Source organism: Streptomyces sp. NPDC054975, from assembly GCF_053609105.1.
The window spans coordinates 18,802-45,673 of the sequence record NZ_JBSGWV010000021.1 but is presented as its reverse complement, the minus strand read 5'-3'; the positions used below and the strand labels follow the sequence as shown (position 1 = coordinate 45,673).

The 26,872-nt window shown below is 73.0% G+C and carries 24 protein-coding genes; 19 read left to right on the top strand and 5 right to left on the bottom strand.

The features are described from left to right. Window positions 1-63 precede the first annotated feature (63 nt). Genes ACWF79_RS19990 through ACWF79_RS19975 form a run of 4 tightly spaced genes read left to right on the top strand, consistent with a single transcriptional unit; the run spans window position 64 to window position 4,582 of the window. A complete protein-coding gene (locus tag ACWF79_RS19990; protein WP_453729436.1) occupies window positions 64-1,428 on the top strand; it encodes a glutamine synthetase family protein in 1,365 nt (454 codons plus the stop codon). A gap of 8 nt (window positions 1,429-1,436) precedes the next feature. Then, window positions 1,437-2,810 (top strand): aldehyde dehydrogenase family protein, encoded by a 1,374-nt coding sequence (locus ACWF79_RS19985; RefSeq protein ID WP_453729435.1) that lies wholly within the window; start codon window positions 1,437-1,439, stop codon window positions 2,808-2,810. Next, a complete protein-coding gene (locus ACWF79_RS19980) occupies window positions 2,807-3,613 on the top strand; it encodes a 3-oxoacyl-ACP reductase (protein ID WP_453729434.1) in 807 nt (268 codons plus the stop codon). Before ACWF79_RS19985 ends, ACWF79_RS19980 begins: the two co-directional genes overlap by 4 nt. 30 nt (window positions 3,614-3,643) lie before the next feature. Continuing rightward, window positions 3,644-4,582, top strand: a complete 939-nt coding sequence (locus ACWF79_RS19975) for a DUF2510 domain-containing protein (protein WP_453729433.1) — start codon at window positions 3,644-3,646, stop codon at window positions 4,580-4,582. Window positions 4,583-4,739: 157 nt separating this feature from the next. Here ACWF79_RS19975 and ACWF79_RS19970 read toward each other — a convergent pair whose 3' ends face one another. Next, complete coding sequence (locus tag ACWF79_RS19970; protein WP_453729432.1) at window positions 4,740-5,942, bottom strand: amino acid deaminase/aldolase; 1,203 nt, start codon at window positions 5,940-5,942, stop codon at window positions 4,740-4,742. An 858-nt stretch (window positions 5,943-6,800) separates the two neighbouring features. Here ACWF79_RS19970 and ACWF79_RS19965 point away from each other — a divergent pair. The 3 genes from ACWF79_RS19965 to ACWF79_RS19955 are packed head-to-tail and all read left to right on the top strand — an operon-like array spanning window position 6,801 to window position 9,667. Next, on the top strand, window positions 6,801-7,718 hold the full coding sequence (locus tag ACWF79_RS19965) for a hypothetical protein (RefSeq protein ID WP_453729431.1): 918 nt from the start codon (window positions 6,801-6,803) through the stop codon (window positions 7,716-7,718). After that, window positions 7,715-8,902, top strand: coding sequence for a type VII secretion-associated serine protease mycosin (gene mycP / locus ACWF79_RS19960; RefSeq protein ID WP_453729430.1), 1,188 nt, complete (start codon window positions 7,715-7,717; stop codon window positions 8,900-8,902). The genes ACWF79_RS19965 and mycP overlap by 4 nt, the downstream gene beginning before the upstream one ends. A 30-nt stretch (window positions 8,903-8,932) precedes the next feature. Continuing rightward, window positions 8,933-9,667, top strand: a complete 735-nt coding sequence (locus tag ACWF79_RS19955; protein WP_453729429.1) for an SseB family protein — start codon at window positions 8,933-8,935, stop codon at window positions 9,665-9,667. A gap of 224 nt (window positions 9,668-9,891) precedes the next feature. Here the strand turns inward: ACWF79_RS19955 and ACWF79_RS19950 are convergent, their stop codons facing one another. Then, on the bottom strand, window positions 9,892-10,251 hold the full coding sequence (locus ACWF79_RS19950) for a DUF1844 domain-containing protein (protein ID WP_362004561.1): 360 nt from the start codon (window positions 10,249-10,251) through the stop codon (window positions 9,892-9,894). 333 nt (window positions 10,252-10,584) lie between these two features. On the opposite strand from ACWF79_RS19950, the gene infC reads away from it, so the two are divergent. The 10 genes from infC (at window position 10,585) to ACWF79_RS19900 (ending at window position 21,661) form a co-directional block, all read left to right on the top strand. Next, the gene (gene infC / locus ACWF79_RS19945) at window positions 10,585-11,286 is read left to right on the top strand and encodes a translation initiation factor IF-3 (RefSeq protein WP_453729428.1); all 702 of its coding nucleotides are present in this window, start codon (window positions 10,585-10,587) and stop codon (window positions 11,284-11,286) included. A gap of 121 nt (window positions 11,287-11,407) precedes the next feature. Then, window positions 11,408-11,602, top strand: coding sequence for a 50S ribosomal protein L35 (gene rpmI / locus ACWF79_RS19940; RefSeq protein WP_019884943.1), 195 nt, complete (start codon window positions 11,408-11,410; stop codon window positions 11,600-11,602). A 107-nt stretch (window positions 11,603-11,709) separates the two neighbouring features. Then, window positions 11,710-12,096, top strand: coding sequence for a 50S ribosomal protein L20 (gene rplT / locus ACWF79_RS19935; RefSeq protein WP_453729427.1), 387 nt, complete (start codon window positions 11,710-11,712; stop codon window positions 12,094-12,096). Window positions 12,097-12,241: 145 nt separating this feature from the next. Then, on the top strand, window positions 12,242-13,081 hold the full coding sequence (locus tag ACWF79_RS19930) for a TrmH family RNA methyltransferase (protein WP_453729426.1): 840 nt from the start codon (window positions 12,242-12,244) through the stop codon (window positions 13,079-13,081). An 82-nt stretch (window positions 13,082-13,163) separates the two neighbouring features. Next, window positions 13,164-14,312, top strand: a complete 1,149-nt coding sequence (locus ACWF79_RS19925) for an ATP-binding protein (protein ID WP_453729425.1) — start codon at window positions 13,164-13,166, stop codon at window positions 14,310-14,312. A gap of 135 nt (window positions 14,313-14,447) precedes the next feature. Continuing rightward, the gene (gene pheS / locus ACWF79_RS19920; protein WP_453729424.1) at window positions 14,448-15,575 is read left to right on the top strand and encodes a phenylalanine--tRNA ligase subunit alpha; all 1,128 of its coding nucleotides are present in this window, start codon (window positions 14,448-14,450) and stop codon (window positions 15,573-15,575) included. Beyond that, entirely contained in the window at window positions 15,575-18,088 is a 2,514-nt protein-coding gene (gene pheT, locus ACWF79_RS19915; RefSeq protein WP_453729423.1) for a phenylalanine--tRNA ligase subunit beta, read from the top strand. The genes pheS and pheT overlap by 1 nt, the downstream gene beginning before the upstream one ends. Before the next feature lie 309 nt (window positions 18,089-18,397). Next, window positions 18,398-19,477, top strand: a complete 1,080-nt coding sequence (locus ACWF79_RS19910; protein WP_453729422.1) for a PP2C family protein-serine/threonine phosphatase — start codon at window positions 18,398-18,400, stop codon at window positions 19,475-19,477. A 260-nt stretch (window positions 19,478-19,737) separates the two neighbouring features. Beyond that, the gene (locus tag ACWF79_RS19905) at window positions 19,738-21,078 is read left to right on the top strand and encodes a transcriptional regulator (RefSeq protein ID WP_453729421.1); all 1,341 of its coding nucleotides are present in this window, start codon (window positions 19,738-19,740) and stop codon (window positions 21,076-21,078) included. A gap of 52 nt (window positions 21,079-21,130) precedes the next feature. Continuing rightward, complete coding sequence (locus ACWF79_RS19900) at window positions 21,131-21,661, top strand: NUDIX hydrolase (protein ID WP_453729420.1); 531 nt, start codon at window positions 21,131-21,133, stop codon at window positions 21,659-21,661. 94 nt (window positions 21,662-21,755) lie between these two features. Here ACWF79_RS19900 and ACWF79_RS19895 read toward each other — a convergent pair whose 3' ends face one another. Beyond that, window positions 21,756-22,616: a 3-hydroxybutyryl-CoA dehydrogenase gene (locus ACWF79_RS19895; RefSeq protein WP_453729419.1), complete on the bottom strand. Its 861-nt coding sequence runs from the start codon at window positions 22,614-22,616 to the stop codon at window positions 21,756-21,758. 168 nt (window positions 22,617-22,784) lie between these two features. Here ACWF79_RS19895 and ACWF79_RS19890 point away from each other — a divergent pair, with 168 nt between their 5' ends. Then, window positions 22,785-24,041: a glycoside hydrolase family 10 protein gene (locus tag ACWF79_RS19890; protein WP_453729418.1), complete on the top strand. Its 1,257-nt coding sequence runs from the start codon at window positions 22,785-22,787 to the stop codon at window positions 24,039-24,041. A 58-nt stretch (window positions 24,042-24,099) separates the two neighbouring features. Here the strand turns inward: ACWF79_RS19890 and ACWF79_RS19885 are convergent, their stop codons facing one another. Beyond that, entirely contained in the window at window positions 24,100-24,294 is a 195-nt protein-coding gene (locus ACWF79_RS19885; RefSeq protein ID WP_453729417.1) for a DUF1918 domain-containing protein, read from the bottom strand. A gap of 112 nt (window positions 24,295-24,406) precedes the next feature. Continuing rightward, the gene (locus ACWF79_RS19880; RefSeq protein ID WP_453729416.1) at window positions 24,407-25,393 is read right to left on the bottom strand and encodes a DMT family transporter; all 987 of its coding nucleotides are present in this window, start codon (window positions 25,391-25,393) and stop codon (window positions 24,407-24,409) included. Between ACWF79_RS19880 and ACWF79_RS19875 the strand changes: the two genes are divergently transcribed. Beyond that, window positions 25,392-26,828 carry an aminotransferase-like domain-containing protein gene (locus ACWF79_RS19875; protein WP_453729415.1) on the top strand — a complete coding sequence of 479 codons (1,437 nt, stop codon included), beginning with the start codon at window positions 25,392-25,394 and terminating at the stop codon, window positions 26,826-26,828. The genes ACWF79_RS19880 and ACWF79_RS19875 overlap by 2 nt on opposite strands. Window positions 26,829-26,872: the final 44 nt, after the last annotated feature.

The window sequence follows — 26,872 nt, the reverse complement described above, 5'->3', positions numbered from 1 at the left end:
TCCCAAGCAATGGTCTTCGGCAATACCTTATGGCTTCCGGCTGACCCAAGGAGGAACAATCCCGTGGCAGACCGCAAAGCCCCGCTCTCCGTCGAGGAGCTCCGCGCCCTCGTCGCGAGCGGTGAGATCGACACGGTCGTCCTGGCCTTCCCCGACATGCAGGGACGGCTCCAGGGCAAGCGGTTCGCCGCACCGTTCTTCCTCGACGAGGTCCTCGACCACGGCACCGAGGGCTGCAACTACCTTCTGGCCGTCGACGCCGAGATGAACACGGTCGACGGTTACGCGATGTCCTCCTGGGACCGCGGCTACGGCGACTTCGCCATGCGCCCCGACCTCGCCACCCTGCGCCGCGTCCCCTGGAACGAGGGTACGGCGATGCTCATCGCCGACCTCGCCTGGAGCGACGGCTCGCCCGTCGTCGCCGCGCCCCGCCAGATCCTCCGCCGCCAGCTGGAACGGCTCGCCGAGCACGGCTACACCGCGCACGTCGGCACGGAGCTCGAGTTCATCGTCTTCAAGGACACCTACGAACAGGCCTGGGACGCGAACTACCGGGGCCTGACACCGGTCAACCAGTACAACGTCGACTACTCGGTCCTCGGCACCGGCCGCGTCGAACCCCTGCTGCGCCGGATCCGCAACGAGATGGCCGCCGCGGGCCTGACCGTCGAGTCCGCCAAGGGCGAGTGCAACCCCGGCCAGCACGAGATCGCCTTCAAGTACGACGAGGCCCTCGTCACCTGCGACCAGCACGCCGTCTACAAGACCGGCGCCAAGGAGATCGCCGCCCAGGAAGGCGTCTCGCTCACCTTCATGGCGAAGTACAACGAGCGCGAGGGCAACTCCTGCCACATCCACCTCTCGCTCCAGGACTCCGAGGGCCGGAACGTGATGGCCGGCGACGGACCCGCCGGAATGTCGGAGATCATGCGGCACTTCCTCGCCGGACAGCTCGCCGCCCTGCGCGACTTCTCCCTCCTCTACGCCCCCAACATCAACTCCTACAAGCGCTTCCAGCCCGGCTCCTTCGCCCCCACCGCCGTCGCATGGGGTGTCGACAACCGCACCTGTTCCCTGCGCGTCGTCGGCCACGGCCGCTCCACGCGCTTCGAGAACCGGCTCCCCGGCGGAGACGTCAACCCGCACCTCGCCGTCGCGGGCCTGATCGCCGCCGGCCTGTACGGCATCGAGCAGGGCCTCGAACTCCCGCCCGCCTGCGACGGAAACGCCTACACCGGTGACTACGCCCACGTCCCCACCACCCTGCGCGAGGCCGCCGAGCTCTGGGAGACCAGCCCCATCGCCAAGGCCGCCTTCGGCGACGAGGTCGTCGCGCACTACCGCAACATGGCCCGCGTCGAACTGGACGCGTACGACGCCGCGGTGACCGACTGGGAGCTGCGCCGCTCCTTCGAACGCATGTGAGGAACGAGTTGCCGCACGAACTGCTTGTCCTGAACCCGGCGACCGAGGAGCTCGTCGCCACCGTCCCCGCCGCCACCCCGGCCGACGTCGACGCCGCCGTCGTACGGGCCACCGAGGCCCAGCGCGGCTGGGCCGCCGCGGCCCCCGCCGACCGGGCCCGGCTGCTGCGCCGCTTCGCCGCCGTCGTCGACGCCCACACAGAGGAGCTGGCCCTCCTCGAAGTCCGCGAGGCCGGGCACACCCTCGGCAACGCCCGCTGGGAGGCGGGCAACGTCCGCGACCTGCTCGACTACGCGGCCGGGGGAGTGGAACGGCTGAGCGGCCGCCAGATCCCCGTCGCCGGCGGCCTCGACGTCACCATCCTCGAACCCCTCGGCGTCGTCGGCGTGATCGCGCCCTGGAACTTCCCCATGCCGATCGCCGCCTGGGCCACCGCCCCCGCCCTCGCCGCAGGGAACGCGGTGATCCTCAAGCCCGCCGAGACCACCCCGCTCACCGCCCTCCGCCTCGCCGAACTCGCCTTGGAGGCCGGGCTCCCCGAAGGCCTCTTCCAGGTCCTCCCGGGCGAGGGAGCCGTCGCGGGCAACGCGCTCGTCGAACACCCCGGCGTCGCCAAGATCGTCTTCACCGGCTCGACGCGGGTCGGGAAGAGCATCATGGCCAAGTGCGCCGACCAGGTGAAGCGCCTGACGCTCGAACTCGGCGGCAAGAGCCCGAACATCGTCTTCGCCGACGCCGACATCGAGGCCGCGGCGGCAGCGGCCCCCATGTCCTTCCTCGACAACAGCGGCCAGGACTGCTGCGCCCGCACCCGCATCCTGGTCCAGCGCAGCGTGTACGACCGCTTCCTGGAGCTGCTCACCCCGGCCGTCGAGGAGATCGTCGTCGGCGACCCGGCCGACGAGAAGACCCAGATGGGCCCGCTGATCTCCAAGGCCCAGCTGGAGCGCGTACGGGGTTACGTCCCCGACACCCTCCCCGGCATCCGTGGCAAGGCACCCGAGGGCCCCGGCTTCTGGTTCCCGCCGACCGTCCTCACCGACGTCGCCGAGGACGCGCCCTGCGCCGTCGAGGAGGTCTTCGGACCGGTCGCCGTCGTCCTGCCCTTCGAGGACGAGACCGACGCCGTACGGCTCGCCAACGCCACCGAGTACGGCCTCTCCGGCTCGATCTGGACCCGCGACGTCGGCCGCGCCCTGCGCGTCTCGCGCGCGGTCAAGGCCGGCAACCTCTCCGTCAACTCCCACTCCAGCGTCCGCTACTGGACCCCCTTCGGCGGCTACCGGCAATCCGGCCTCGGCCGGGAGCTCGGCCCCGACGCACTGACCGCCTTCACCGAAACCAAGAACGTCTTCATCAGCACGGAGGGCCCCGCACTGTGAGCAACGAGACCCTGAGCAACGAGACCGCCGAGGCCGTCTGCCGCCGCCTCGTCGGCCGCACCGCCGTCATCACCGGCGCCGGCAGCGGCATCGGCCTGGCCACCGCACGCCGCCTCGCCTCCGAGGGCGCGAACGTCGTCTGCGGCGACATCGACGAGGTCGCCGGCAAGGCCGCCGCCGAGGAGGTCGGCGGGACCTTCGTCCAGGTCGACGTCACCGACCCCGAGCAGGTCGAGGCGCTCTTCAAGACCGCCTTCGACACCTACGGCTCCGTCGACATCGCCTTCAACAACGCGGGCATCTCGCCGCCCGACGACGACTCGATCCTGGAGACCGGTCTGGAGGCGTGGAAGCGCGTCCAGGACGTCAACCTGACCTCCGTCTACCTGTGCTGCAAGGCCGCCCTGCCCTACATGCGCCGGCAGGGCAAGGGCTCCATCATCAACACGGCCTCGTTCGTCGCCATCATGGGCGCGGCCACCAGCCAGATCTCGTACACCGCCTCCAAGGGCGGCGTGCTCGCCATGTCCCGCGAACTGGGCGTGCAGTTCGCCCGCGAGGGCATCCGCGTCAACGCCCTCTGCCCCGGCCCCGTCAACACCCCGCTCCTGCGGGAACTGTTCGCCAAGGACCCCGAGCGCGCCGCACGCCGGCTCGTGCACATCCCCGTCGGCCGGTTCGCCGAGGCCGAGGAGATCGCGGCCGCCGTGGCCTTCCTCGCCAGCGACGACTCCTCGTTCGTCAACGCCACCGACTTCCTTGTCGACGGCGGAATTTCGGGCGCGTACGTGACCCCGCTGTAGCGGCTGCGCCACGGGTCCTAGTCTTACGGGATGAGCATGACGACCCCTCCCGGCTGGTACCCGGACCCGGCCACGCCCACCGTCGAACGCTGGTGGGACGGCACGAACTGGACGGCGCACACCCGGCAGGCGCCGGCCGCGCACACTGTGCCGCCCCTGGTACCGCCCACGGTCGTCCCGCAGGCTCCGTCCGTACGCCACGGGCGGAGCCGCGCCGTCGTCCTCGGCGCCGTCGCGGTGGTCGTGGTCGCGGCCGTCGTCGCGGGCGCGGTCGTCCTCGGCGACGACGACCAGGAGGCCCCGCCCACGGCGGGTCCGACCGGGGCCACGACCACCCCCACCGCCCCGACCTCCTCGGCCACCACCGACACGCCCTCCGAAGCGGAGGAGGACGAAAAGCCGACGCAGGTCGTCGACCAGCTCAACGGCATCACCCTCCCCATCGTCCAGGGCTGGGAGAAGCCGGAGTTCTACTCCGGGCCTGCGCCGACGATCACGACCGTCGGCACCTACCCGTGCCCCGTGGCCACCACCAAGCAGTGCCGCCACGGCACGGTCTCCTCCCACGCGGCCTCGGGCACCGGTGCCACGACCCCCGAGGCACTCGCCAAGGAGGACATCCCCCAGCTCGCCAAGGAGACGTACGAGGAGGACATCCTCGGCAGCCTCCCGTACGGCACGATGGTCTCCCACAAGGTGGTCGCCGCCCGCTCCACCGCCGTCGCCGGCCGCACGGGCTACCTCGTCCGCTGGCAGGTCACCACCGACAAGGGCCCCGGCGGCTACGTCCAGTCGCTCGCCTTCCCGTCCCCGACGGGCAGCGAATCCCCGGTCGTCGTCCGCTTCGTCTTCGACGCGGGCCCGGACGGCCCGTCGCTCGCCATGATGGACGAGATCACCCGAGGCATCCGCCCCATCGGCAGCGACACCAACGGGGGAGTGGGCAGCTCGATCACGCCGGGTACGTGAGGCGGCGCGCGGCGGGGCTCGGGGCGACTCGGCTGGTTCCGGTGCGGCCCGGGGCAGGTCGCAGTACGTGACGGCTACAGGAACGTGCGGGCCCTCGCCCCGGTACGTCGCAGGAACTGCAGGAACAGGCGGTCCTGTGCCCTTCTGCATCGCGGGGCTACAGGAACGTGCGGCCCTCGCCCCGGTACGTCGGCACGGTCGACGTGATCCGGTCGCCCTCGACCAGCTGAAGACTGTCGAACCGCTCGCACAGCTCCCCGGCCTTCGCGTGCCGGAACCACACCTTGTCCCCGATGAGGAGATCGTCGGCCGCAGAGCCCAGCAGCGGGGTCTGCACCTCGCCCGGACCCTCCTGCGGGTCGTAGCGCAGACCCTCCGGCAGGTACGGCACGGGCAGCCGGTCCACGCCCGCCGCGCCCGAGGCCGGGTAGCCGCCGCCGAGCACGGTCACCACCCCGACGCCGGGTCGGCGCACGACGGGCTGGGCGAAGAGGGCCGCCGGACGGCCGGTGAAGGACGTGTAGTTGTCGAAGAGGCGCGGAACGAAGAGCCCCGAACCGGCGGCGATCTCGGTCACCGCCTCCTCGGCCGCCGTGTGCTGCACACTGCCCGTACCACCGCCGTTGACGAACTCCAGGTCCGGCGCCACCGCGCGTACGGCACGGACCACGGCCGCACGCCGGCCCTCCAGCTCCCGGCGGGCCGCCGACTGCATCAGGCGGATCGCCCGGGACCGGAACGGCCGCCCGGCCAGCGCGTCCCCGACGCCGGCGACATGCCCCTCGTACGCCATGATCCCGACCAGCCGGAAGCCCGGTCGCCGGGCGACCGAGCGGGCCAGCTCGGCGAGCTGCGCGGGCTCGCGCAGCGGGGAGCGCAGCGCGCCTATCCGCACCCGGCCGCCGAGCAGCCGGAGCGAGGTGTCCAGCTCCAGGCAGACCCGGATCTCCTCGGCGCCGCCCGCGCGGGCCGCGTCGATCAGGTCCAGCTGCGCCGGATCGTCCACCATCACGGTCACGGCGGCGGCGAGCTTCGGGTCGTTCGCCAGCTCGCCGAACGCGGTGCGGTCGGCGGACGGATAGGCGAGCAGGACGTCGTCGAACCCGGCTCGGGCCAGCCACAGCGACTCGTCCAGCGTGAACGACATGATCCCCGCGAACCCCTCGCGCGCCAGGACCCGCTCCAGGAGCGCCCGGCAGCGCACCGACTTGCTCGCCACCCGGATCGGCTTGCCCCCGGCCCGCCGTACGAGATCGTCGGCGTTCGCGTCGAAGGCCTCCAGGTCGACGAGGGCGACGGGCGCGTCGAGATGGGCGGTGGCCCGGTCGTACCGGGCCCGGTCGGAGGCGCGGGGAGTCATGGGCCGAGCTTGCCAGACCGGTTTACGGGTGGGTAGCCCCTGAGTTCCCGTGGTGCGGGGAACAGCCCGTAGAGTGGCGGGCATTGCGAGGGCAGGCACGAGCACGGAACGACCAGGGGGGCGGGCATGAGCACCGACGCGCACCGCCCCGGTTCCCGCCTCACGGACGCCCTCTCCCCGGAGCGGTCCGGCCACGACAGCGACGCCGCCGCCCCGGCCGGCGACCGCCCGACCCCGCCCGCCGCGCGCCGTCCGGCCGTCCCTCCGAGGCCGACGCACCCCCCGCAAACCCCGGCGGCCCCGCCCGCCACCTCCCTTCCGCCCTCACGACCCACGCCCGACGGCACGCCTCCCAAGGGCGGCGTGCCACCGCGCCCGGCGACCGCACCACGCCCGGCGACCGCACCGCGCACCGGGCCCGACGGCGCCCCCGTCCCGCCCCGCCCGTCCACCACTCCGCGCACGAACACGCCCCCGGACACGGGCACCCCTCCCCGTGCGGGCACGGCTTCGGGAACGGACACCTCTCCACGCGCGGGCACGGCTCCGGGCACGGGCACCGCCGCGCGCCCCGGCGCCGCTCCACGGGCGGGCACCGTCCCGCGCCCCGGCGCCGCTCCGGGTACTGGTTCCGCCCGTACCCCCGCGCCCCCGTCCCCGTCCGACGCCGCCACCGGCCGAGTGAGCGTTCCGCGTCCCGCGTCCGGCGGTACAGCCGGTCCCGCCGGTTCCGCCCGTACGTCTCCGTCTCCGCCCCCGTCCGTCTCCGACGGGGCCACCGGACCGGGCGGTGTTCCGCGTCCCGCGTCCGGTCGCGCAACCGGTCCGGTCGGTGTCGCCGGCCACGTGGGGGGCGGCGTGTCCGCCGACGAGACGGCCAACCGCCTCCGGCCCGTCCAGGACGCCCCGCCCCCGCCTCCCCGGCGTGCGCAGGAGTACGGGACGTACGGTGCCTACCGCGCCTTTACCGCGCCGCCCGAGACGCCCGTCGAGACCACCACCCGTCTCCGGCCGATCCGCGACCGCCGTCGCGTCGGCCGGGTCGTCGCGGCCGGGGCGTGCCTCGTTCTCGGCGTCGGCCTTGTCGGCGGCGCCCTCGCCGGAGCCGTCCTCGCCGCCTCCGACGCCGGTGCGGCCCCCGAGCCGGAGGGCTACACCGAGGCTGGCACCCTGTGGCACAGCGTCCCCGTCGACACGCTCTTCCCCCGCACCCTCGCCGGTCCCCGGAAGGGCCCCGGCGGCGCCGACCGCACCTGGACACGGGTCGTCGTCGCCGCCGACACCCCGTGCACGCCGGCCGCCCTGCCCGCGAGCGTGCTCACCACCCTCCGCCCCGTCGGCTGCGACCGCGTCCTGCGCGCCACCTACACCGACGCGACCGCCTCCAGCGTCATCACCGTCGGCCTCGTCTTCACCCAGGCCGACCCCACCACCGCCCGTACCCTCGCCACCCGATCCGCCCCCCACCTCGGCGCCGACGTGCCCCCCGCGCTCGCCGGCCCCGGCACCGTGGCCGCCCGTTTCGGCCCCGGGCAACGCGCCAGTTGGTCGACCCGAGCCCTCGCCGACCTCCCCGTCGTCGTCACCGCCGTCTCCGGGTTCGCCGACGGCCGTCCCGTCGCCACCCCGGAGCCCGCCGCACGGGCCATGGCCGACGGACAGACCAGCCCCACGGCCCAGGCCGGCCTCGGCCACGAGGCCAAGGGCGTCGCCGACCAGATCGAACGCACCCTGCGCGCCACGGTCGCCACGGCAGCGAAGGACGCCGACACGTGAACCGCACCCCCCGCGCCCTCGCGGCCCTCCTCGCCGCCGCCTTCGCCGTCCTCCCCGCCACCACCACCCCGGCCTACGCCGACACCATCCGCGCCCGTCAGTGGGGCCTCGAAGCCCTGCACACGACCGAGGCCTGGCGCACCACCAAGGGCGAGGGCATCACCGTCGCCGTCCTCGACACCGGCGTCGACGCCGACCACCCCGACCTCGTGGGGTCCGTCCTGCCCGGCAAGGACCTCGTCGGCTTCGGCGCCGTACCCGGGGACCGCGCGTGGGCCCGACACGGCACCGCCATGGCCGGCATCATCGCCGGGCACGGCCACGGAAGCGGCCGTCAGGACGGCGTCCTCGGCATCGCGCCCAAGGCCAGGATCCTGCCCGTCCGCGTCATCCTCGAAGGCACCGACAAGGCCCGCGACAAGGCCCGCAAGACCCGTGGCAGCGCCCTCGCCGAAGGCATCCGCTGGGCCGTCGACCAGGGCGCCGACGTCATCAACCTCTCCCTCGGCGACGACTCCAAGTCCGCCCACCCGGACGCCGGCGAGGACGCCGCCGTGCAGTACGCCCTGGCCAAGGGCGTCTCCGTCGTCGCCTCCGCCGGCAACGGCGGCGAGAAGGGCGACCACATCTCCTACCCCGCCGCCTACCCGGGCGTCGTCGCCGTCACCGCCGTCGACCGGTGGGGCACCCACGCCTCCTTCTCCACCAGCCGCTGGTACGCCACCGTCAGCGCCCCCGGCCTCGACATCGTCATCGCCGACCCGGACCGCCGCTACTACTCGGGCTGGGGCACCAGCGCCGCCGCGGCCTTCGTCTCCGGCGCCGTCGCCCTCGTCCGCTCCGCACACCCGGATCTGACCCCGGCCCAGGTCAAGCAGCTCCTCATCGACACCGCCCGCAACCGGCCCAAGAACGGCCGCAGTGACGAGAAGGGGTACGGAACCGTCGACCCGGCCGCCGCCATCAAGGCCGGCCTCCGGCTCAAGGCCGCCGACCCCAAGAACTCCGCCGCCGGCTACCAGGGCCGCTTCTTCGGCCCCGGCCCGCAGCCCCCCGTCGAGGACGACGGCAAGCCGATCGGCCTGCTCGCCCCGACCGCCGGCGGCCTCGGCGCCGTCCTGCTCGTCGCGGCGGTCGTCCTCTGGCGCGGCAGCCGCACCACCGGGCCCCGCCCTCCGCGCTGACCGCCCCGCGACGGCGGTTAGGCTCGGTGCGTGGCGCTCAAAAACATCCCTGACCCCGGTTTCTCCGACGACGACGGAACCGCCGACCCGCGACTCGCCGAGGCCCTCGCGGCCTGGGCGGCCGACAGAACCGCGCACGGCCCCGTACTGGAGGCGCTGAAGAACGCGCGCCTGCTGGTCCCCGTCGTCGCTGTCCTCGGCGAGGTCGAGGAGGACCCCGAGACGGGTCTGCGCCGCGAGAAGACCAGCGACATGGCCGTACCCACGCTCACCGCCGGCGACCGGCGCGCGCTCCCCGCGTTCACCTCGATGGCCTCGCTCGCGCTCTGGGACCCCGAGGCCCGACCGGTGGCCGTCCCCCTGCACCAGGCGCTGCAGGCCGCCGCGCACGAGAAGGCGGACACCCTCGTCCTCGACCTCGCGGGCCCTGTCCCGTACCAGCTGGCCGGCCCGGCGCTGCTCGCCCTCGCGGAGGGCCGCACCAGCCTGAAGCCGCTGGACGACCCGGCGGTACGGGAGGCGGTACGCAACGCGGTCGCCGCCGAGCCGGCGGTCCTCCGCGCCCACCTCGGCCCCGGCACCGCCGACGGCACCCTCGCCCTCGTCCTCGCCGACGACGCGTACCCTGCGGAGGCCGCCCAGCGGGTGGCCCGTTCCCTGGCCGCCGACGAAACACTGAGGGCCCGCCTGGTACGCGGCCTCGACCTGGCACTCCTGCCGGCCACGGCCACGCCTCCGGGCGAGCCCTTCTACGTAAAGAACTAGGGGAAGGGGGTCGTCCCCCCGGGCGCCCCGGGGGCGCCCCCCCGACCCCAAGGGCGCGGGGTGGGCCCGCCAACCCCGACACCGGCCCCGTGGCTGCGATCTCCCGGGGGACGACCCCCGTACCCCCGGGGCGCGTCGGGGCCCGACCTACCCGTACACCGGCCCCGTGGCTGCGATCTCCCGGGGGGCGACCCCCGTACCCCCGGGGCGCGTCGGGGCCCGACCTACCCGTACACCGGCCCCGTGTACTTCTCGCCCGGTCCCTGGCCCGGCTCGTCCGGGACGAGGGAGGCCTCGCGGAAGGCAAGCTGCAGGGACTTCAGGCCGTCCCGCAGGGGCGCCGCGTGGAAGGAGCTGATCTCCGTCGCGCCGGCGTCGAGGAGGCCGGCCAGGGCGTGGACCAGCTTGCGGGCCTCGTCGAGGTCCTTGTGCTTCTCACCGTCCTCGGTGAGACCGAGCTTCACCGCGGCGGCGCTCATCAGGTTCACCGCGACGGTCACGATGACCTCCACCGCGGGGACCTCCGCGATGTCACGGGTCATGTCGTCGAAGTCGGGGGACTCGTTCTGGGGCGTCTCGCTCATGCCCACACGATAAGCGGACAGGGACGCCCTCCCGGCGCCGCCGTCCCCGTTCGCGTAGCGGGACGGTCCCTGCTAACCTGGTGTAACGACCGGCCGGACATCTATGTGCCCGGCCCACAAGTGGAGGCTCCGATCTCCCACCTGGCCGCCCTCGCGGGCGGCGGGTCACCGGTCAGGTGGTGCCCATCGTTCCGTACGGACGATGGAACCGCCCGATGTGCGCCCCGCGGTTCACCGCGGCGGTGCTCCGGTATTTCCGTGGAGCCCCGCCTGTGTCCCGTCCGGGGCATTTTTCATGTACCGGCGCGGTTGGTCTCACGAAACAGAACATACGTGTCCGTCCGCCAGGCGGTCACGTGGTGCTACCGAGGAGGATCCATCAGCGCCGAGCCCCGCATCAACGACCGGATTCGCGTTCCCGAGGTGCGACTTGTCGGTCCCAGCGGCGAGCAGGTCGGGATTGTTCCGCTTGCCAAGGCCCTGGAGCTCGCACAGGAGTACGACCTCGACCTGGTCGAGGTCGCGGCGAACGCCCGTCCGCCCGTGTGCAAGCTCATGGACTACGGGAAGTTCAAGTACGAGTCGGCCATGAAGGCCCGTGAGGCGCGCAAGAACCAGGCGCACACGGTCATCAAGGAGATGAAGCTCCGGCCGAAGATCGACCCGCACGACTACGACACCAAGAAGGGTCACGTCGTCCGGTTCCTCAAGCAGGGTGACAAGGTCAAGATCACGATCATGTTCCGTGGTCGTGAGCAGTCCCGCCCTGAGCTTGGCTTCCGGCTGCTGCAGCGGCTGGCTTCGGACGTCGAGGAGCTTGGCTTCATCGAGTCCAACCCCAAGCAGGACGGCCGGAACATGATCATGGTTCTTGGCCCGCACAAGAAGAAGACCGAGGCCATGGCCGAGGCGCGTGAGGCCCAGGCCGCGCGCAAGGCGGAGCGTCAGGGCGTCTCGTCCGACGACACCGCCGAGGCTCCGGCCGAGGAGGCTTCGGCCGAGGCTCCCGCCGAGGCCGAGAACCCCGAGGCGTGACCCGAGGGGCTGCCACCCAGGCAGCCCCGGGCCTTGCCCGGAACCACCACACGAAACTGACGCTCCTGGATGTCCGGTGCCCGCACCGGGGGAGCGCCACTGACGAGGAGATAACGGCGCGATGCCGAAGAACAAGACGCACTCCGGTGCCAAGAAGCGCTTCAAGATCACCGGCTCCGGCAAGGTGCTGCGCGAGCGCGCCGGCAAGCGCCACCTGCTCGAGCACAAGTCGTCCAAGCTGACGCGTCGCCTCACCGGCAACGCCGAGATGGCCCCGGGCGACGCGGCCAAGATCAAGAAGATGCTGGGCATCTGATCTTGATCTTCCGCCCTCGGCGACGAGGGCATCCGGCCAAGACCGGGACCCATCCGTTTTCCGGGTCGTGTGAGTACCCCCACGGCCCCGCTACAAGGAGTTAAGAAGTGGCACGCGTCAAGCGGGCAGTCAACGCCCACAAGAAGCGCCGGGCGATCCTCGAGCAGGCCAGCGGCTACCGCGGTCAGCGTTCGCGCCTGTACCGCAAGGCCAAGGAGCAGGTCACCCACTCCCTGGTCTACAACTACAACGACCGCAAGAAGCGCAAGGGCGACTTCCGTCAGCTGTGGATCCAGCGCATCAACGCCGCTGCCCGCGCCAACGGCATGACGTACAACCGCCTCATCCAGGGTCTGAAGGCCGCCAACATCGAGGTGGACCGCAAGATCCTCGCCGAGCTGGCCGTCAACGACTCGAACGCGTTCGCCGCGCTCGTCGAGGTCGCGCAGAAGGCCCTTCCGGCCGATGTCAACGCCCCGAAGGCCGCTGCCTGATCTCCAGGCCGCAGATCTTCTGCACCGGACCCGCAGGCCTTCGGGCCTGCGGGTCCGGTCGTGTTCGGCCGTGGTCGGAGCACGCCAGCCCCGCACCCGCCGGACCCCCGACCCGCCCGGACCCTTGAAAAGAGCCACCGACCCCATGGGCACCCCCGAGCTGATCTCCCCGCGTTCGCCGCGTGTCGTTGCCGCCAGGCGGCTCGCCAAGCGCAACTTCCGGGGCAAGGACCGCCTCTTCATCGCCGAGGGCCCGCAGGCCGTCCGCGAGGCCGTCGAGCACCGCAGCGGCTCCGGTGAGCCCACCCTCGTCGAGCTCTTCACCACCGTCGAGGCCGCCGAGCGGTACGCCTCGATCGTCGACGCCGCCCGCGCGGCCGGGGCCCGGGTCCACCACGCCTCCGACGCCGTCCTCGCCGAGGTCTCCCAGACCGTCACCCCGCAGGGGCTCGTCGGGGTCTGCCGCTTCCTCGACTCGCCGTTCGAGGAGGTCCTCGCGGCCAAGCCCAAGCTGGTCGCCGTCCTCGCCCACGTACGCGACCCCGGGAACGCCGGCACCGTGCTGCGCTGTGCCGACGCGGCCGGCGCCGACGCCGTCATCCTCACCGACGCCTCCGTCGACCTCTACAACCCCAAGTCCGTCCGCGCCTCCGTCGGCTCCCTCTTCCACCTCCCGGTCGTCGTCGGCGTACCCGTCGAGCAGGCCGTCGCCGGACTGAAGAGCGCGGGCGTGCGGATCCTCGCCGCCGACGGCGCGGGGCAGGACGACCTCGACGACGAGCTGGACGCCGGCACCATGGGCGGCCCCACCGCCTGGGTCTTCGGCAACGAGGCCTGGGGGCTGCCCGAGGAGACCCGGGCCCTTGCCGACGCCGTGGTCCGCGTGCCGATCCACGGCAAGGCCGAGAGCCTCAACCTCGCGACGGCCGCCGCCGTGTGCCTCTACGCCTCCGCGCGCGCGCAGCGCCCCCGAACCTCCGCCTGAGGGGCTCCTAAGGGTCACCCGCACCTAGTAGGGTGACGAACTCGGGGGCCCACTGCGCTACACGGAGAGGTGGGGAACGGGGATGACGGTCGGCACGGACAGGCCCGCACAGGCACGGAGTGCCGCGCCGGATGCCCCGGAGGACCCGGAGGGGTCCTCCACCGCGGCGCCGGGCCTCCCCGGCATCGACCCCGACGAACTGCCGGACGGTCTCGTCGTCGCCGACGCCACCGGACACGTCGTCTGCTTCAACGCCGCCGCCGCCCGCATCACCGCCGTACCCGCGGGCAGGGCCCTCGGCCTCCCGCTCGAACAGGCGCTGCCCCTGGAGGACCTCAAGGGCCGCCGCTGGTGGACCCTCACCGACCCCTACGGCGGCCTGGCCACCCGGCGGGGCCAGCCCGAGCGCAACCTGCTCCTGCCCGGCGGCCGCGAGGTCCTCGTCTCCGCCCGCTACGTCCGCGAGCACCCCACCGGACCCGTCCGCCGGGTCGTCGTCTCGCTGCGCGGCACCGAGGCCCGGCGCCGAACCGAACGCAGCCACGCCGAGCTCATCGCCACCGTCGCCCACGAACTGCGCTCCCCCCTGACCTCAGTCAAGGGCTTCACCGCGACCCTGCTCGCCAAGTGGGAGCGGTTCACCGACGACCAGAAGCGGCTGATGCTGGAGACCGTCGACGCCGACGCCAACCGCGTCACCCGGCTCATCGCCGAGCTCCTCGACATCTCCCGGATCGACTCCGGCCGCCTGGAGGTGCGCCGCCAGCCCGTCGACATCGCCGCCGCCGTCGGCCGCCACATCCAGGCCCACACCGCCGGCGGCCAGTCCCCGGACCGCTTCTTCGTCCGCGTCCAGCCCCAACTGCCCGATCTGTGGGCCGACCCCGACAAGGTCGACCAGGTCCTCGGCAACCTCCTCGAAAATGCGGTGCGCCACGGCGAGGGAACCGTCACCATCGAGGTGGCACCCACCCGCGACACCCCCGACGGAGAGAAGGGAACGGCGGTCACCGTGAGCGACGAAGGCCCCGGCATCCCCGAGGAGTCGATGGGCCGTGTCTTCACCCGCTTCTGGCGGGGGAGCAAGCGTGGTGGCACCGGACTCGGCCTCTACATCGTCAAGGGCATCGTCGAGGCCCACGGCGGAACGATCACCGTCGGCCGCGGACCCCGCGGCGGCGCCGAGTTCCGATTTATCCTGCCCGTCGGCGCCCCGGCCTATCTCGCCTGACGAGATCACCAGCCGCCCGGGCCGCCCACGGGCTCATTCGCGTCCCCGCGCCCCGTTAGACTCGACCTTTGGCACGTTTGCGCCCTTGTCGTCGAGCGGGGCCGCCCAGCCAGCCAAACGGAAGCACGGGAAGAGATGTCCGCACCCAATAAGTCGTACGACCCGGTTGAGGTCGAGGCCTTGAAACCGGAAGAGATCGAGCGCATGCGGGACGAGGCGCTCGCCGCCTTCGCCGCCGCGGGTGACCTCGACGCGCTCGCGCACGCGAAGGTCGCGCACACGGGTGGCACCTCGCCGCTCGCGCTGGCCAACCGCGAGATCGGCGCGCTGCCGCCGCAGGCCAAGGCCGCGGCCGGCAAGCTCGTGGGCCAGGCCCGCGGCGCCGTCTCCAAGGCCCTCGCCGCCCGCCAGGCCGAGCTGGAGGACGAGCGTGACGCCCGCGTCCTGGTCGAGGAGGCGGTCGACGTCACCCTGCCGTACGACCGGGTCCCGGCCGGCGCCCGCCACCCGCTGACCACCCTCATGGAGCGGGTCTCCGACGTCTTCGTCTCCATGGGGTACGAGGTCGCCGAGGGCCCCGAGGTCGAGGCGGAGTGGTTCAACTTCGACGCGCTCAACTTCGTGCCCGACCACCCGGCGCGCCAGATGCAGGACACCTTCTTCGTCCAGGGCCCGGAAGGCACCACCGGCGACGAGTCCGGTGTCGTGCTGCGGACGCACACCTCCCCGGTGCAGGCCCGCACGCTCCTCGACCGGAAGCCCCCGGTCTACGTCGTCTGCCCCGGCCGCGTCTACCGGACCGACGAGCTCGATGCCACGCACACCCCGGTCTTCCACCAGATCGAGCTGCTCGCCGTCGACGAGGGCCTGACCATGGCCGACCTCAAGGGCACCCTCGACCACATGGTCCAGGCGCTCTTCGGGGCCGACATGAAGACCCGGCTCCGCCCGAACTTCTTCCCCTTCACCGAGCCGTCCGCCGAGATGGACATGCTCTGCTACGTCTGCCGCGGCGAGTCCGTCGGCAACCCCGACCGCCCCTGCCGCACCTGCGGCAGCGAGGGCTGGATCGAGCTGGGCGGCTGCGGCATGGTCAACCCCAAGGTGCTCGTCGCCTGCGGTGTCGACCCGGAGAAGTACAGCGGATTCGCCTTCGGGTTCGGCATCGAGCGGATGCTGATGTTCCGCCACAACGTCGATGACATGCGAGACATGGTCGAGGGTGACGTCAGGTTCACCCGGCCCTTCGGGATGGAGATCTGATGCGGGTCCCGCTTTCTTGGCTGCGGGAGTACGTCGACCTGCCGGCGACGGAGACCGGACGTGACGTCCAGGCCAAGCTCATTTCGGCAGGACTCGAGGTCGAGACCGTCGAGCGCCTCGGCGCCGGCCTCACCGGCCCGCTCGTGGTCGGCAAGGTCCTCACCATCGAGGAGCTGACGGAGTTCAAGAAGCCCATCCGCTTCTGCACCGTCGACGTCGGCCAGGCCAACGGCACCGGCGAGCCCCAGGAGATCATCTGCGGCGCCCGGAACTTCGCCGAGGGCGACAAGGTCGTCGTGGCCCTGCCCGGCGCCGTGCTCCCCGGTGACTTCCGGATCGCCGAGCGCAAGACGTACGGCCGGGTCTCCCGCGGCATGATCTGCTCCGGCGACGAGCTGGGCATGGGTGACGACGGCACGCACGGCATCATCGTGCTGCCGCCCGAGTACGAGGTCGGCATCGACGCCACCGTGCTCCTGGAGCTGTACGACGAGGTCCTCGACATCGCCGTCACGCCCGACCGCGGCTACTGCCTCTCGATGCGCGGCGTCGCCCGCGAGACCGCCATCGCGTACGGTCTGCCGCTGCGCGACCCGGCGCTCCTCGACGTGCCCGCGCCGAACTCGTACGGCTACCCCGTCCAGGTCACCGACCCGATCGGCTGCGACCGCTTCACGGCCCGAACGGTCGTGGGACTCGACCCCGAGGCGCGTTCCCCGATCTGGCTGCGCCGCCGCCTCCAGAAGGCCGGCATGCGCCCGATCTCGCTCGCCGTGGACATCACCAACTACGTGATGCTGGAGCTCGGTCAGCCGCTGCACGCCTACGACCGCAACCGGATCGAAGGCCCCATCGGCGTCCGCCGCGCCGAGCAGGGTGAGAAGATCACCACGCTCGACGGCACTGTGCGCGTCCTGGACGCCGCCGACCTCGTCATCACCGACGACCGCGGGCCGATCGGCATCGCGGGCGTCATGGGCGGCGCGAACACCGAGATCGCGGATCACGCGGATGTCGAGGGCGCCACCACCGAGGTCGTCATCGAGGCCGCGCACTTCGACGCGATCTCGATCGCCCGGACCGCGCGCAGGCACAAGCTGGCCTCCGAGGCGTCCAAGCGCTTCGAGCGCGGTGTCGACCCGCAGGCCGCGGCGGCCGCCGCGCAGCGCACGGTCGACCTGCTCGTGCTGCTCGCGGGCGGCACGGCCGAGGCCGGGGTCACCGAGATCCTCGCGCCGTCCGCGCCCCGCACGATCACCATCCCGGCGGACCACCCGGACCGCGTCGCGGGCGTCGCGTACGGTCGCGAGACCGTCGTCCGCCGCCTCCAGGAGGTCGGCTGCGACGTCTACGGCCAGGACGAGCTGATCGTCACCGTCCCGTCGTGGCGACCCGACCTCAACGAGCCGAACGACCTCGCCGAAGAGGTCATCCGGCTCGAGGGGTACGAGAACCTGCCCTCGACGCTGCCCAAGCCGCCCGCCGGGCGCGGTCTCACCGAGAGCCAGCGCTTCCACCGCCGGGTCGGCCGCGCGCTGGCCGGTGCCGGTTACGTCGAGGCGCTGAACTACCCGTTCATCGGCGCGCAGGTCTTCGACCAGCTCGGCCTGGACGCGGACGACGCCCGTCGCCGCGTGGTCACGCTGGTCAACCCGCTCTCCGACGAGGAGCCCGCGCTCCGCACGACGCTGCTGCCGGGCCTGCTCGGCGCGCTGCGCCGCAACGACGGGCGCGGCAGCCACGACCTGGCGCTCTTCGAGACCGGTCTGGTCTTCCGTCCGGGCGACCGTCCGGGCGTCGCCGTCCGGCTGCCCGTCGACCGCCGTCCCACCGACGAGGAGGTCGCCACCGTCAACGCCGCGCTGCCCGCGCAGCCGCGCCGCGTGGCCGTCGTCCTCGCCGGCGCCCGCGAGCAGGCCGGCTGGTGGGGCAAGGGCCGCCCGGCCGACTGGGCCGACGCGATCCAGGCGGCGCGCACCGTGGCCGCCGAGGCCGGTGTCGAGCTGATCATCAGCTCGGACCAGCACGCCCCGTGGCACCCGGGCCGCTGCGCCGCGTTCCACGTGGTCGTCGCCGGCGAGAAGGTCCTCGTCGGCCACGGCGGCGAGCTGCACCCGCGCGTCGTCAAGGCGCTGGGCCTGCCCGCCCGCACGTGCGCGATGGAGCTGGACCTGGACCTGGTGGAGCAGGCGAACGAGGGCCCCCTGAAGGCCCCGAGCATCTCCTCCTTCCCGGTCGCCACGCAGGACGTCGCCCTGGTCGTCGACGCGTCGGTCCCGGCCGAGACGGTCGAGACCGCGCTGCGCGACGGCGCCGGTGAACTCCTGGAGGCCATCCGCCTGTTCGACGTCTACACCGGCGACCAGGTCGGTGAGGGCAAGAAGTCCCTGGCGTACGCCCTGAAGTTCCGCGCCACGGACCGCACGCTCACGGTCGACGAGGCCAGCGCGGCCCGCGACGCGGCGGTAGCCCTGGCGTCGTCCCGCACGGGCGCGGTGCTGCGCGGCGCCTGACGACGGACTGCCTTGTGCCTGTCCACCCCGAGGCCCTTGCGTCGTTGCAAGGGCCTCGGTGTCTGGGGGCCGACAACGGGGCCTCCAACGCGGCCGGCGGCTCGCGCGCGCGTGCGAGCGGGCCGCGCGTGTGCGGGTGGCGCAGCGCCGGCGTGGGGCGGCGCGTGGGGGGGTGGTCACTCCTTCGGGTGAGATGACCGGCGGCTGTTCCCCGGTGCCCCGTGCGGTCGGCAGAATCGACGCGGCCGCAGGGGCGGGCCTGTTGCCGCAGGGCCTTCGGGCGCTGCAGGGCCTCAGGAAGGGCCATGCATGATCCGTACCAGGACGTTGCTCTCCGATGCCTCCCGGCTGCGCCGGCTGGGTCCTCTCGCTCTTCCCACCCTCTGGGGTGCCGTGGCCGTGACCTGGAAACTCGGCTGTCCGCTGGCCCAGCAACCAGGGCTTCCCATGCGGATCGCGACCAGCGTCGTCTTCTTCAGCGTCGGCACCGGGCTGATCCTCGGCATCCGGCGCGGCCTCTCGCGCGAACTGGAGCGGATGCGGGCCATCGCGCACGCCACCCAACGGGTCCTGCTGCCCCCGCCCCCGCCCCGGCTCGACGGCCTCGCCGTCGCGGCGGGACAGCTCTCCGCCTCCCGGGGCGCGGCCGTCGGCGGGGATCTCTACGAGGCGGTGGCCACGCCCTACGGTGTGCGGGTCGTCATCGGCGACGTCCGGGGCCACGGTCTCGCCGCCCTCGGCGCGGTCGTCGCCGTGCTGGGCAGCTTCCGTGAGGCCGTCCACGACGAGCCCGAACTCGGTGGTGTCCTGCGGCGGCTCGACCGGGCGCTCGGCCGCCATCTGCGGGAGCGGGCGCGCGAGGAGCACCCGGCGGCCTGTGCCGGACGTGAGCCGGAACATCCGGCGGCCGAGGAGTTCGTGACCCTGCTGCTCCTGGAGATCCGCCAGGACGGGGCGGTGTACGCGCTGAACTGCGGCCACCCCGGCCCGTACCGGCTCGGCCGCCGCGTGGAGGCCGTCCCCGTCGGCGACCCGCTTCCGCCGCTCGGGGCCTTCCCGCTACCGGCCGACCTCTCCCCGTACCGCTGCACGCGGCTCCTGCCGGGCGAGGCGCTCTTCCTGCACACCGACGGCGCGGAGGACGCCCGGGACGGGGCGGGGCGCTTCTTCGGCCTGGAAGCGGTCCTGGCCGAGGCGGCCCGTGACGCGCCCGTCTCCCCGGCAGCGCTGGTCCGCCGCGTGCACGGCGCCCTGCTGCGGCACACCCGTGGCCGACTCGCCGACGACGTGGCCCTGTTGGTCATCCGTAACGACCGTGTGCGGGTTCCGGCGCAGCCCGCCGAACCCGGGCTGCGCCGTACCCGACCTGAACCCTCCCCTCACTGTTGAGCGATGGGAACGGCCGGCGCCGCCCGGACCGCCTGGGAGTGTCGGGCAGGTCGGCAGGGCGGGCGGCGCGGGACGGGCCGCCGCACTGTACGAGGGGGGAGCCCGGCGGCCCGGGTCGCCTTGCGGCGAGGCGCTCAGTCAACCGGTCCCAGGGGGACGGCGGCAGAGCGCACGGACCGGAAAGACGGGCACTTCCTTCACACCCCGTGTGAAACCCGCCCGCCACTACGCTGTGCGGACCGAGTCATCGGAGTGGCCCCATGCACCCCAACACCCTGCTCGACGCCCTGCTGGACGAGGCGGGCATCTCCCACGCCGGCCTCGCCGCCCGGGTCAACCAGGTCGGTCGCTCCCGGGGCCTCGCCCTGCGGTACGAGCACACCGCCGTGGCCCGCTGGCTGAAGGGCCAACGGCCGCGCGGCCAGGTGCCCGACCTGATCTGCGAGGTGCTCGCGGCACGGCTGCACCGAGCGGTCACCCTCGACGACATCGGTCTGGGCGTGTCCGGCGGCGCGGCCGTCGCCCACGGCTCTCCGCTCTCCGCGTTCGTCGAGCGGGCCACCGCCCTGTGGCGCTCCGACGAGCAGCAACGGCCGCACATACTCGACGCGCAGGCCGTCACCGGCACCCCGGCCGTGATGCCGGTCTGGGAGTGGGAGAACCCGCCTGAGGACGCCGACGTCTCCCGCGACGGCCGGACGCGGGTCTCGCCGGCCGACATCGCCATGCTCGGCGCCGCCCGGGCGCACTACGAGCAGATGTACCGCAAGACGGGCGGTGTGGCGACCAGGCAGCGGATCGTCGGCTTCCTCAACTCCGAGACCGCGCCGCTGCTGCGGGGCGCGTACGGCGACGGCCTGGGCCGGCAGCTGCACCGCGCCACGGGCGGTCTGGTGGCCGTGGCGGGCATCTGCGCCTACGACTCCGACGCCCATGGCCTCGCGCAGCGCTACTTCCACCAGGCGCTGCGGCTCGCGAAGGCGAGCGGGGACCGCGGCCTCGGCGCGTACGTGGTCGCCCTGCTCGTCAACCAGTCGCTGTTCATGGGGGAGTACCGGCAGGCGGTGGCGTTCGCCGAGGCGGCGCTGCGGTCGGCGGGAGGGCGGATCACTCCGGCGCTCGCGGCCGATCTCTCGGCGATGCAGGCGAAGGCGTACGCCCATCTCGGCGACGGGGCCGGCGCGTTGGCCTGCATCCGGCGCGCGGAGGCGGAGGCGGACCGGATCAGGCCGGGGCACGAACCGGCCGAGACCGGATACGTCCAGCCGGGCCTTGTCAACGTGCAGGTCGCCGAGGCATTGCTCAGCCTGGGTGATCTTCCGGCGGCCCGGGAGCACGCGCGGGCGGCCGTGGAGACACCGGCGCACGACCGGGGCCGGGTGCACCGGCTGGCCATGCTCTGCCAGATCGAGCTGCGGCAGGGGGAGGCCGACGCGGCCGCGCAGACGGCGGTGGAGATGACCGAGCGGGCGCGTGGGATGGAGTCGCAGCGACTGCGCGACCGCCTGCGCCTGGTGCGGGAGCATCTGCTCGCGAGCGACTGCGGTGACGCGCGGCAGGCGGCCGAACTCATCGACGGGGCGCTACGCGTTCCCCTGTGAGCCCAGGACTGCTGCCATATTGCCACCGACCAATCGGAAGGTGGCAGAAAACGTGCAGTGGACGAAACTGAGCGAACAACCTGTCTATGAGAACCGCTGGTTCCAGGTGAACCTCGCGGACGTCGAACTCCCGGACGGCCGCCACCTCGACCACTATCTGATCCGGCTCCGCCCGGTCGCCGTCGCGACCGCCGTCAACGAGGCCAACGAAGTCCTCATGCTCTGGCGGCACCGCTTCATCACCGACAGCTGGGGCTGGGAGCTGGCCGCCGGTGTCGTCGAGGACGACGAGGACCTCGAAACGGCCGCCGCCCGCGAGATGGAGGAGGAGACAGGCTGGCGCCCGGGGCCCTTGCGCCACCTCCTCACCGTCGAGCCCTCCAACGGCCTCACCGACGCCCGGCACCATCTCTACTGGGCCGAGGAAGCCACGTACATCGGCCCGCCCGAGGACGACTTCGAGTCCTCGCGGCGCGAGTGGATACCGCTCAAGCTGATCCCGGACATGATCGCCCGGGGTGAGATCCCGGCCGCCAACATGGCCGCCGGACTGCTGATGCTCCACCACCTGCGGCTCGGCTGACCGCCTCGGGAACGCCGAACGGCCCGTACCTGTGCGGGTGTACGGGCCGTTCGGACGTCGGGGGGCTCTCAGGAGTTCGGGGAGCGGCCGAGCCTCAGGAGTACGGGTAGAAGCCCGAGCCCGTCTTGCGGCCGAGCCGGCCCGCGTCCACCATGCGCTGGAGCAGCGGGGGAGCGGCGTACAGCGGCTCCTTGTACTCGGTGTACATCGAGTCGGCGATGGAGACGATCGTGTCCAGACCGATCAGGTCGGCGAGCTTCAGCGGGCCCATCGGGTGGGCGCAGCCGAACTCCATGCCGTTGTCGATGTCCTCGCGGCTCGCGATGCCGGACTCGAACATCCGGATCGCGGAGAGCAGGTACGGGACGAGGAGCGCGTTGACGACGAAGCCGGACCGGTCCTGGGCGCGGATCGCGTGCTTGCCGAGCACCTTCTCGGCGAAGACCTGGGCGCGGCTGATCGTGCCCTCGGAGGTGGTGAGGGCCGGGATCAGCTCCACCAGCTTCTGCACCGGCGCCGGGTTGAAGAAGTGGATGCCGATGACCTGGTCCGGGCGGGAGGTGGCCACCGCCAGCTTGACCAGCGGGATGGAGGAGGTGTTGGAGGCCAGGATCGCGTCGGGCCGGGTGACCACCTGGTCGAGGACCTTGAAGATCTCGGTCTTGATCTGCTCGTTCTCCACGACGGCCTCGATGACGAGGTCGCGGTCGGCGAACTCGCCCAGGTCGGTGGTGAAGCTGAGCCGCGCGAGCGTGGCGTCGCGCTCCTCCTCGCTGATCTTGCCGCGTTCGGCGGCCTTCGCGAGCGAGTTGTAGAGCCGCGTGCGGCCGATCTCCAGCGCCTCGCCGGTGGTCTCGGCGACCTTCACCTCAAGACCGCTGCGGGCACACACCTCCGCGATGCCTGCGCCCATCTGGCCGCAGCCCACCACTCCGACGCGCTCAATGTCGGCCATGGAGTCCGTCACCTCGTGCCTTTCGCTGTTCTCTGGCGGCGGGCCCGTGTGATTGCGTGCGTCCGCCTCGACCCCACGACGTTACCGCTCATTAACCGATGATCGATCGGTCGGGGCGGGCATGCTCTGCCTGTGGGTGTGACGTATCCGACACAAGAGGGATGACAAATGGGGCTGATCGGGAGAAGAGGGTTCGTGGCGGGCACGGCCCTTGCGATGCTCGCCACGACGGGATCGAGCGCGGGCGCGGGAGCGAGGACGGTGGCCGCGCCCTCGCGGGCGGATCCGAAAAGGGCGCCGGGGAGCGAGTTCCGGGGCGTGTGGATCGCCACCGTCCTCAACCGCGACTGGCCCTCCCGTCCGGGCCTCGAAGCCCAGGCGCAGCGGACCGAACTCCTCGCCCACCTGGACCGGGCCGTCGAGTGCCGACTGAACGCGGTCGTCCTCCAGGTCCGCCCGACCGCCGACGCCTTGTGGCCCTCGCCGCACGAACCGTGGGCGGAGTGCCTGACCGGGGTACAGGGCCGCGATCCGGGCTGGGACCCGCTGGGGACGGCCGTCGCGGAGGCCCATGCGCGGGGCCTGGAGCTGCACGCCTGGTTCAACCCGTACCGTGTGGCGAACCACACGGACCCGACGCGGCTCTCGGCGGCCCATCCGGCCCGGCGTCACCCGGAGTGGATCGTTCCGTACGGTGGCAAGCTGCACTACAACCCCGGCCTGCCGGAGGTGCGCCGCTTCGTCCAGGACGCCATGCTCGACGCCGTCGGCCGCTACGCGATCGACGCCGTCCACTGGGACGACTACTTCTACCCGTACCCGGTGGCCGGGGAGACTTTCGCCGACGACGAGGCGTACGCGCGGCACGGAGGTGGCTTCCCGGACCGGGTGGCCTGGCGGCGCAGCAACATCGACCTGCTCGTCTCGGAGATGGCAGCCCGCATCAAGGAGATCAAGCCCCAGGTCGCCTTCGGCATCAGCCCCTTCGGGGTGTGGCGCCACGCGACCAGCGACCCCGCGGGCTCGGACACCCGGGGCGTGCAGAGCTACGACGATCTGCACGCGGACACCCGGAAGTGGGTCAGGGAGGGCTGGATCGACTACGTGGTCCCGCAGCTGTACTGGCACATCGGCCACGAGCCCGCCGACTACGCCACGCTCGTGCCCTGGTGGGACGCGGTGGTACGGGGTACGGGCGTCCGGCTCCACATCGGCGAGGCGCTGTACAAGGCCGGTGACCCCGCCCAGCCGGCGGCCTGGCAGGACCGCGAGGAACTCTCCCGCCACCTGACCCTCGCCGCCCGGTACGCGGGGGTCGGCGGGCACTGCTTCTTCGCCGCGCAGGAGGTCATGACGGACCGGATCGGGGCGATGGCCGCCGTCGTGGCCGACCACTACCCGACCTCGGTGCGTCCGCCCGGCTAGCGGGTGCCTCGCCGTTCAGGCCGGGCCGCACGCCGCCCGTTTCCGCGGGCGGCTCTCCTCACGACTTCTCGTGGTGGCGTACGACGGTGTCGGGTCCCGGTGACATCAGGGCCTCGTGGCCGTCGTCGTCGAACTTGACGCGGTACGGGGGTTCGCCGTTCTGGCCGAGTACCTGAAGGACCTCGGCCGTACGGTCGTGCTGACCGACGGTCCGGCCGTGCACCAGCAGTTTGTCGCCCACGCTCGCTTCCATCGGGGAGACCTCCTCGCGGCCGTGTTTGTCCTGATCCGAGCCTATGTCCGCCATTGTGACCCGCAACACCCCCGGGCGCGCGCTCAGCCCGGGAGCCACCCGGATCATCGCGTCAGCTCTTCGCGCGCTGGGTCACCGCGATGCAGACGAGCACGGCGGCGGCCGCCAGCGGCGCGGCGGGCGAGAGCGACTCGCCGAGCAGCGTCACCGACCAGACCAGCGTCAGCAGGGGCTGGGCGAGCTGGAGCTGGCTGGCCTTGGGGATGCCGATGGCCGCCATGCCCCGGTACCAGACGTACAGACCGAAGAAGGTGGAGCCGGCCGCGACCCAGACCAGCCCGATGACGCCGTGGGCGGTCAGGTGGACGGGCTCGAAGGAGAGGGCGACGGCCGAGCCGACCGCCATGAGCGGCAGGCAGAGGATCAGGGCCCAGCCGACGACCTGCCAGCCCGGCATGACCCGCGCGAGCCGCCCGCCCTCGGTGTATCCGGCCGCGCAGACCAGGAGCGCGCCGAACAGGTACAGATCACCCGTCGACAGGACGCCGCCGCTCTGCTGGAGCGTGAACGCGAGGACGACCACCGCGCCGGAGACGGCCGCGATCCAGAAGGTGCGGGAGGGCCGGCGGCCGGTACGGATCGCGGCGAGCGCCGCCGTGGTGAGCGGCAGCAGGCCCACGACGACGGCGGCGTGCGAGGTGGTCGAGGTCCGCAGGGCGAGGGTCGTCAGGAGCGGGAAGCCGACCACGACTCCGCCGGCGACGACGGCGAGGCCCGCCCAGTGGCGGCGCTCGGGCAGCGGCACCCGCAGGGTCAGCAGGAAGGCGCCCGCGATGAGCGCGGCGAGCGTCGAGCGCACGGCGACGAGGGACCAGGGGCCGAAGCTCTCCAGGCCCCAGGCGGTGGAGGGGAAGGTGAGCGAGAACGAGACGACGCCCAGACCGGCCAGGAGCGTGCCGCGGGTCTCCGGGGAGGCGCCCGGGGTTGCGGGGGAGGCGCCGAGGGCTGCGGGGGAGGCGCCCGGGGTCGCGGAGGAGGCCGCTCCGGTGGTGCGGACCGCTATCGTGGAGACGGTGGTAGCGCTATCCTGTGCTGTCATGCACGAGCGTAGCAGCGTCGCTGAACTGGCCGCATCCCTCAGGAGCGAACTCAACCGCTACTCACCCGGCGGGAAGCTGCCGTCGAGCCGCGCCCTCGTCGAGCGGTACCGCGTCTCCCCGGTGACCGTCACCCGCGCGCTCGCCCAGCTCGCCGTCGAGGGCCTCGTCGTCACCCGGCCGGGAGCCGGGGCGTACCGCGCGGAGCCGCGTGAGCGGACGGCCGTCACGGGCGACACCTCCTGGCAGGAGGTCGCCCTGAGCGCCGACACCGCGACGGAACTGGTCCCGCGCAGCGTCGACGCGTCCGGTGTCCTGGTGACCCTGTCGGCACCGCCGCCCGGCGTCATCGAGTTCAACGGCGGCTATCTGCACCCCTCGCTCCAGCCGGAGCGGGCCATGGCGAGCGCCCTCGCCCGCGCGGGCCGCCGCCCCGGCGCCTGGGGGCGGCCGCCCACCGACGGCCTGCCCGAGCTCCGCGAGTGGTTCGCCCGCGAGATCGGCGGCAGCGTCACCGCCGCCGACGTCCTCGTCACCGGCGGCGGGCAGCCCGCGATCGCCACCGCCCTGCGGGCCCTCGCCCCGCCCGGTACCCCCGTCCTCGTCGAGTCGCCCACCTACCCGGGCATGCTGGCCGTCGCCCGTGCGGCCGGCCTGCGCCCCGTCCCCGTACCGGCCGACGCCGACGGGGTCCGTCCCGAGCTGCTCGAAGCCGCCTTCCGGGCCACCGGCGCCCGGGTCTTCGTCTGCCAGCCGCTCTTCCAGAACCCGACCGGCGCCGTGCTCGACGCCGAGCGGCGGCGCGCCGTGGTCCGGATCGCGCGGGCCGCCGGGGCCTTCGTCGTCGAGGACGACTTCGCCCGCCTGCTCGTCCACGAGGACGCCGGGCCACTGCCCGCGCCCCTGGCCGCCGAGGACCCCGACGGCGTCGTCGTCCACGTCCGCTCCCTGACCAAGCCGACCTCGCCCAGCCTGCGCGTCGGCGCCCTCGCGGCGCGCGGCCCCGTGCTGGAACGGCTCCGCGCCATCCAGGTCGTCGACAGCTTCTTCGTCCCGCGCCCCCTCCAGGAAACCGCCCTGGAACTGGTCGGCTCGCCCGCCTGGAGCCGCCATCTGCGTGCCGTCTCCCAGGAGTTGAAGGACCGCCGAGCCACCATGGCCGGCGCCCTCGCCCACCACCTGCCCGAGCTGGCCCTGCCCCACATCCCCGCGGGCGGCTACCAGCTCTGGCTCCGGCTCCCCGACACCCTGCCCGAGGCCGCGCTCCTCGCGGGCGCCCTGCGGGCCGGCGTCGCCGTCGCCCCCGGCCGTCCCTACTTCAGCGCCGAACCGCCCGCCGGACACATCCGCCTCAGCTTCGCGGGCGTGGCCGGGTCCACCGAGATCGCCGAAGGGGTGCGCCGACTGCGGACGGCCGTCGACGAGCTGACCGGCTGAGCCCCGAGCCGTACGGACCGCGCCGCGTTCCGGCCACGGACGAT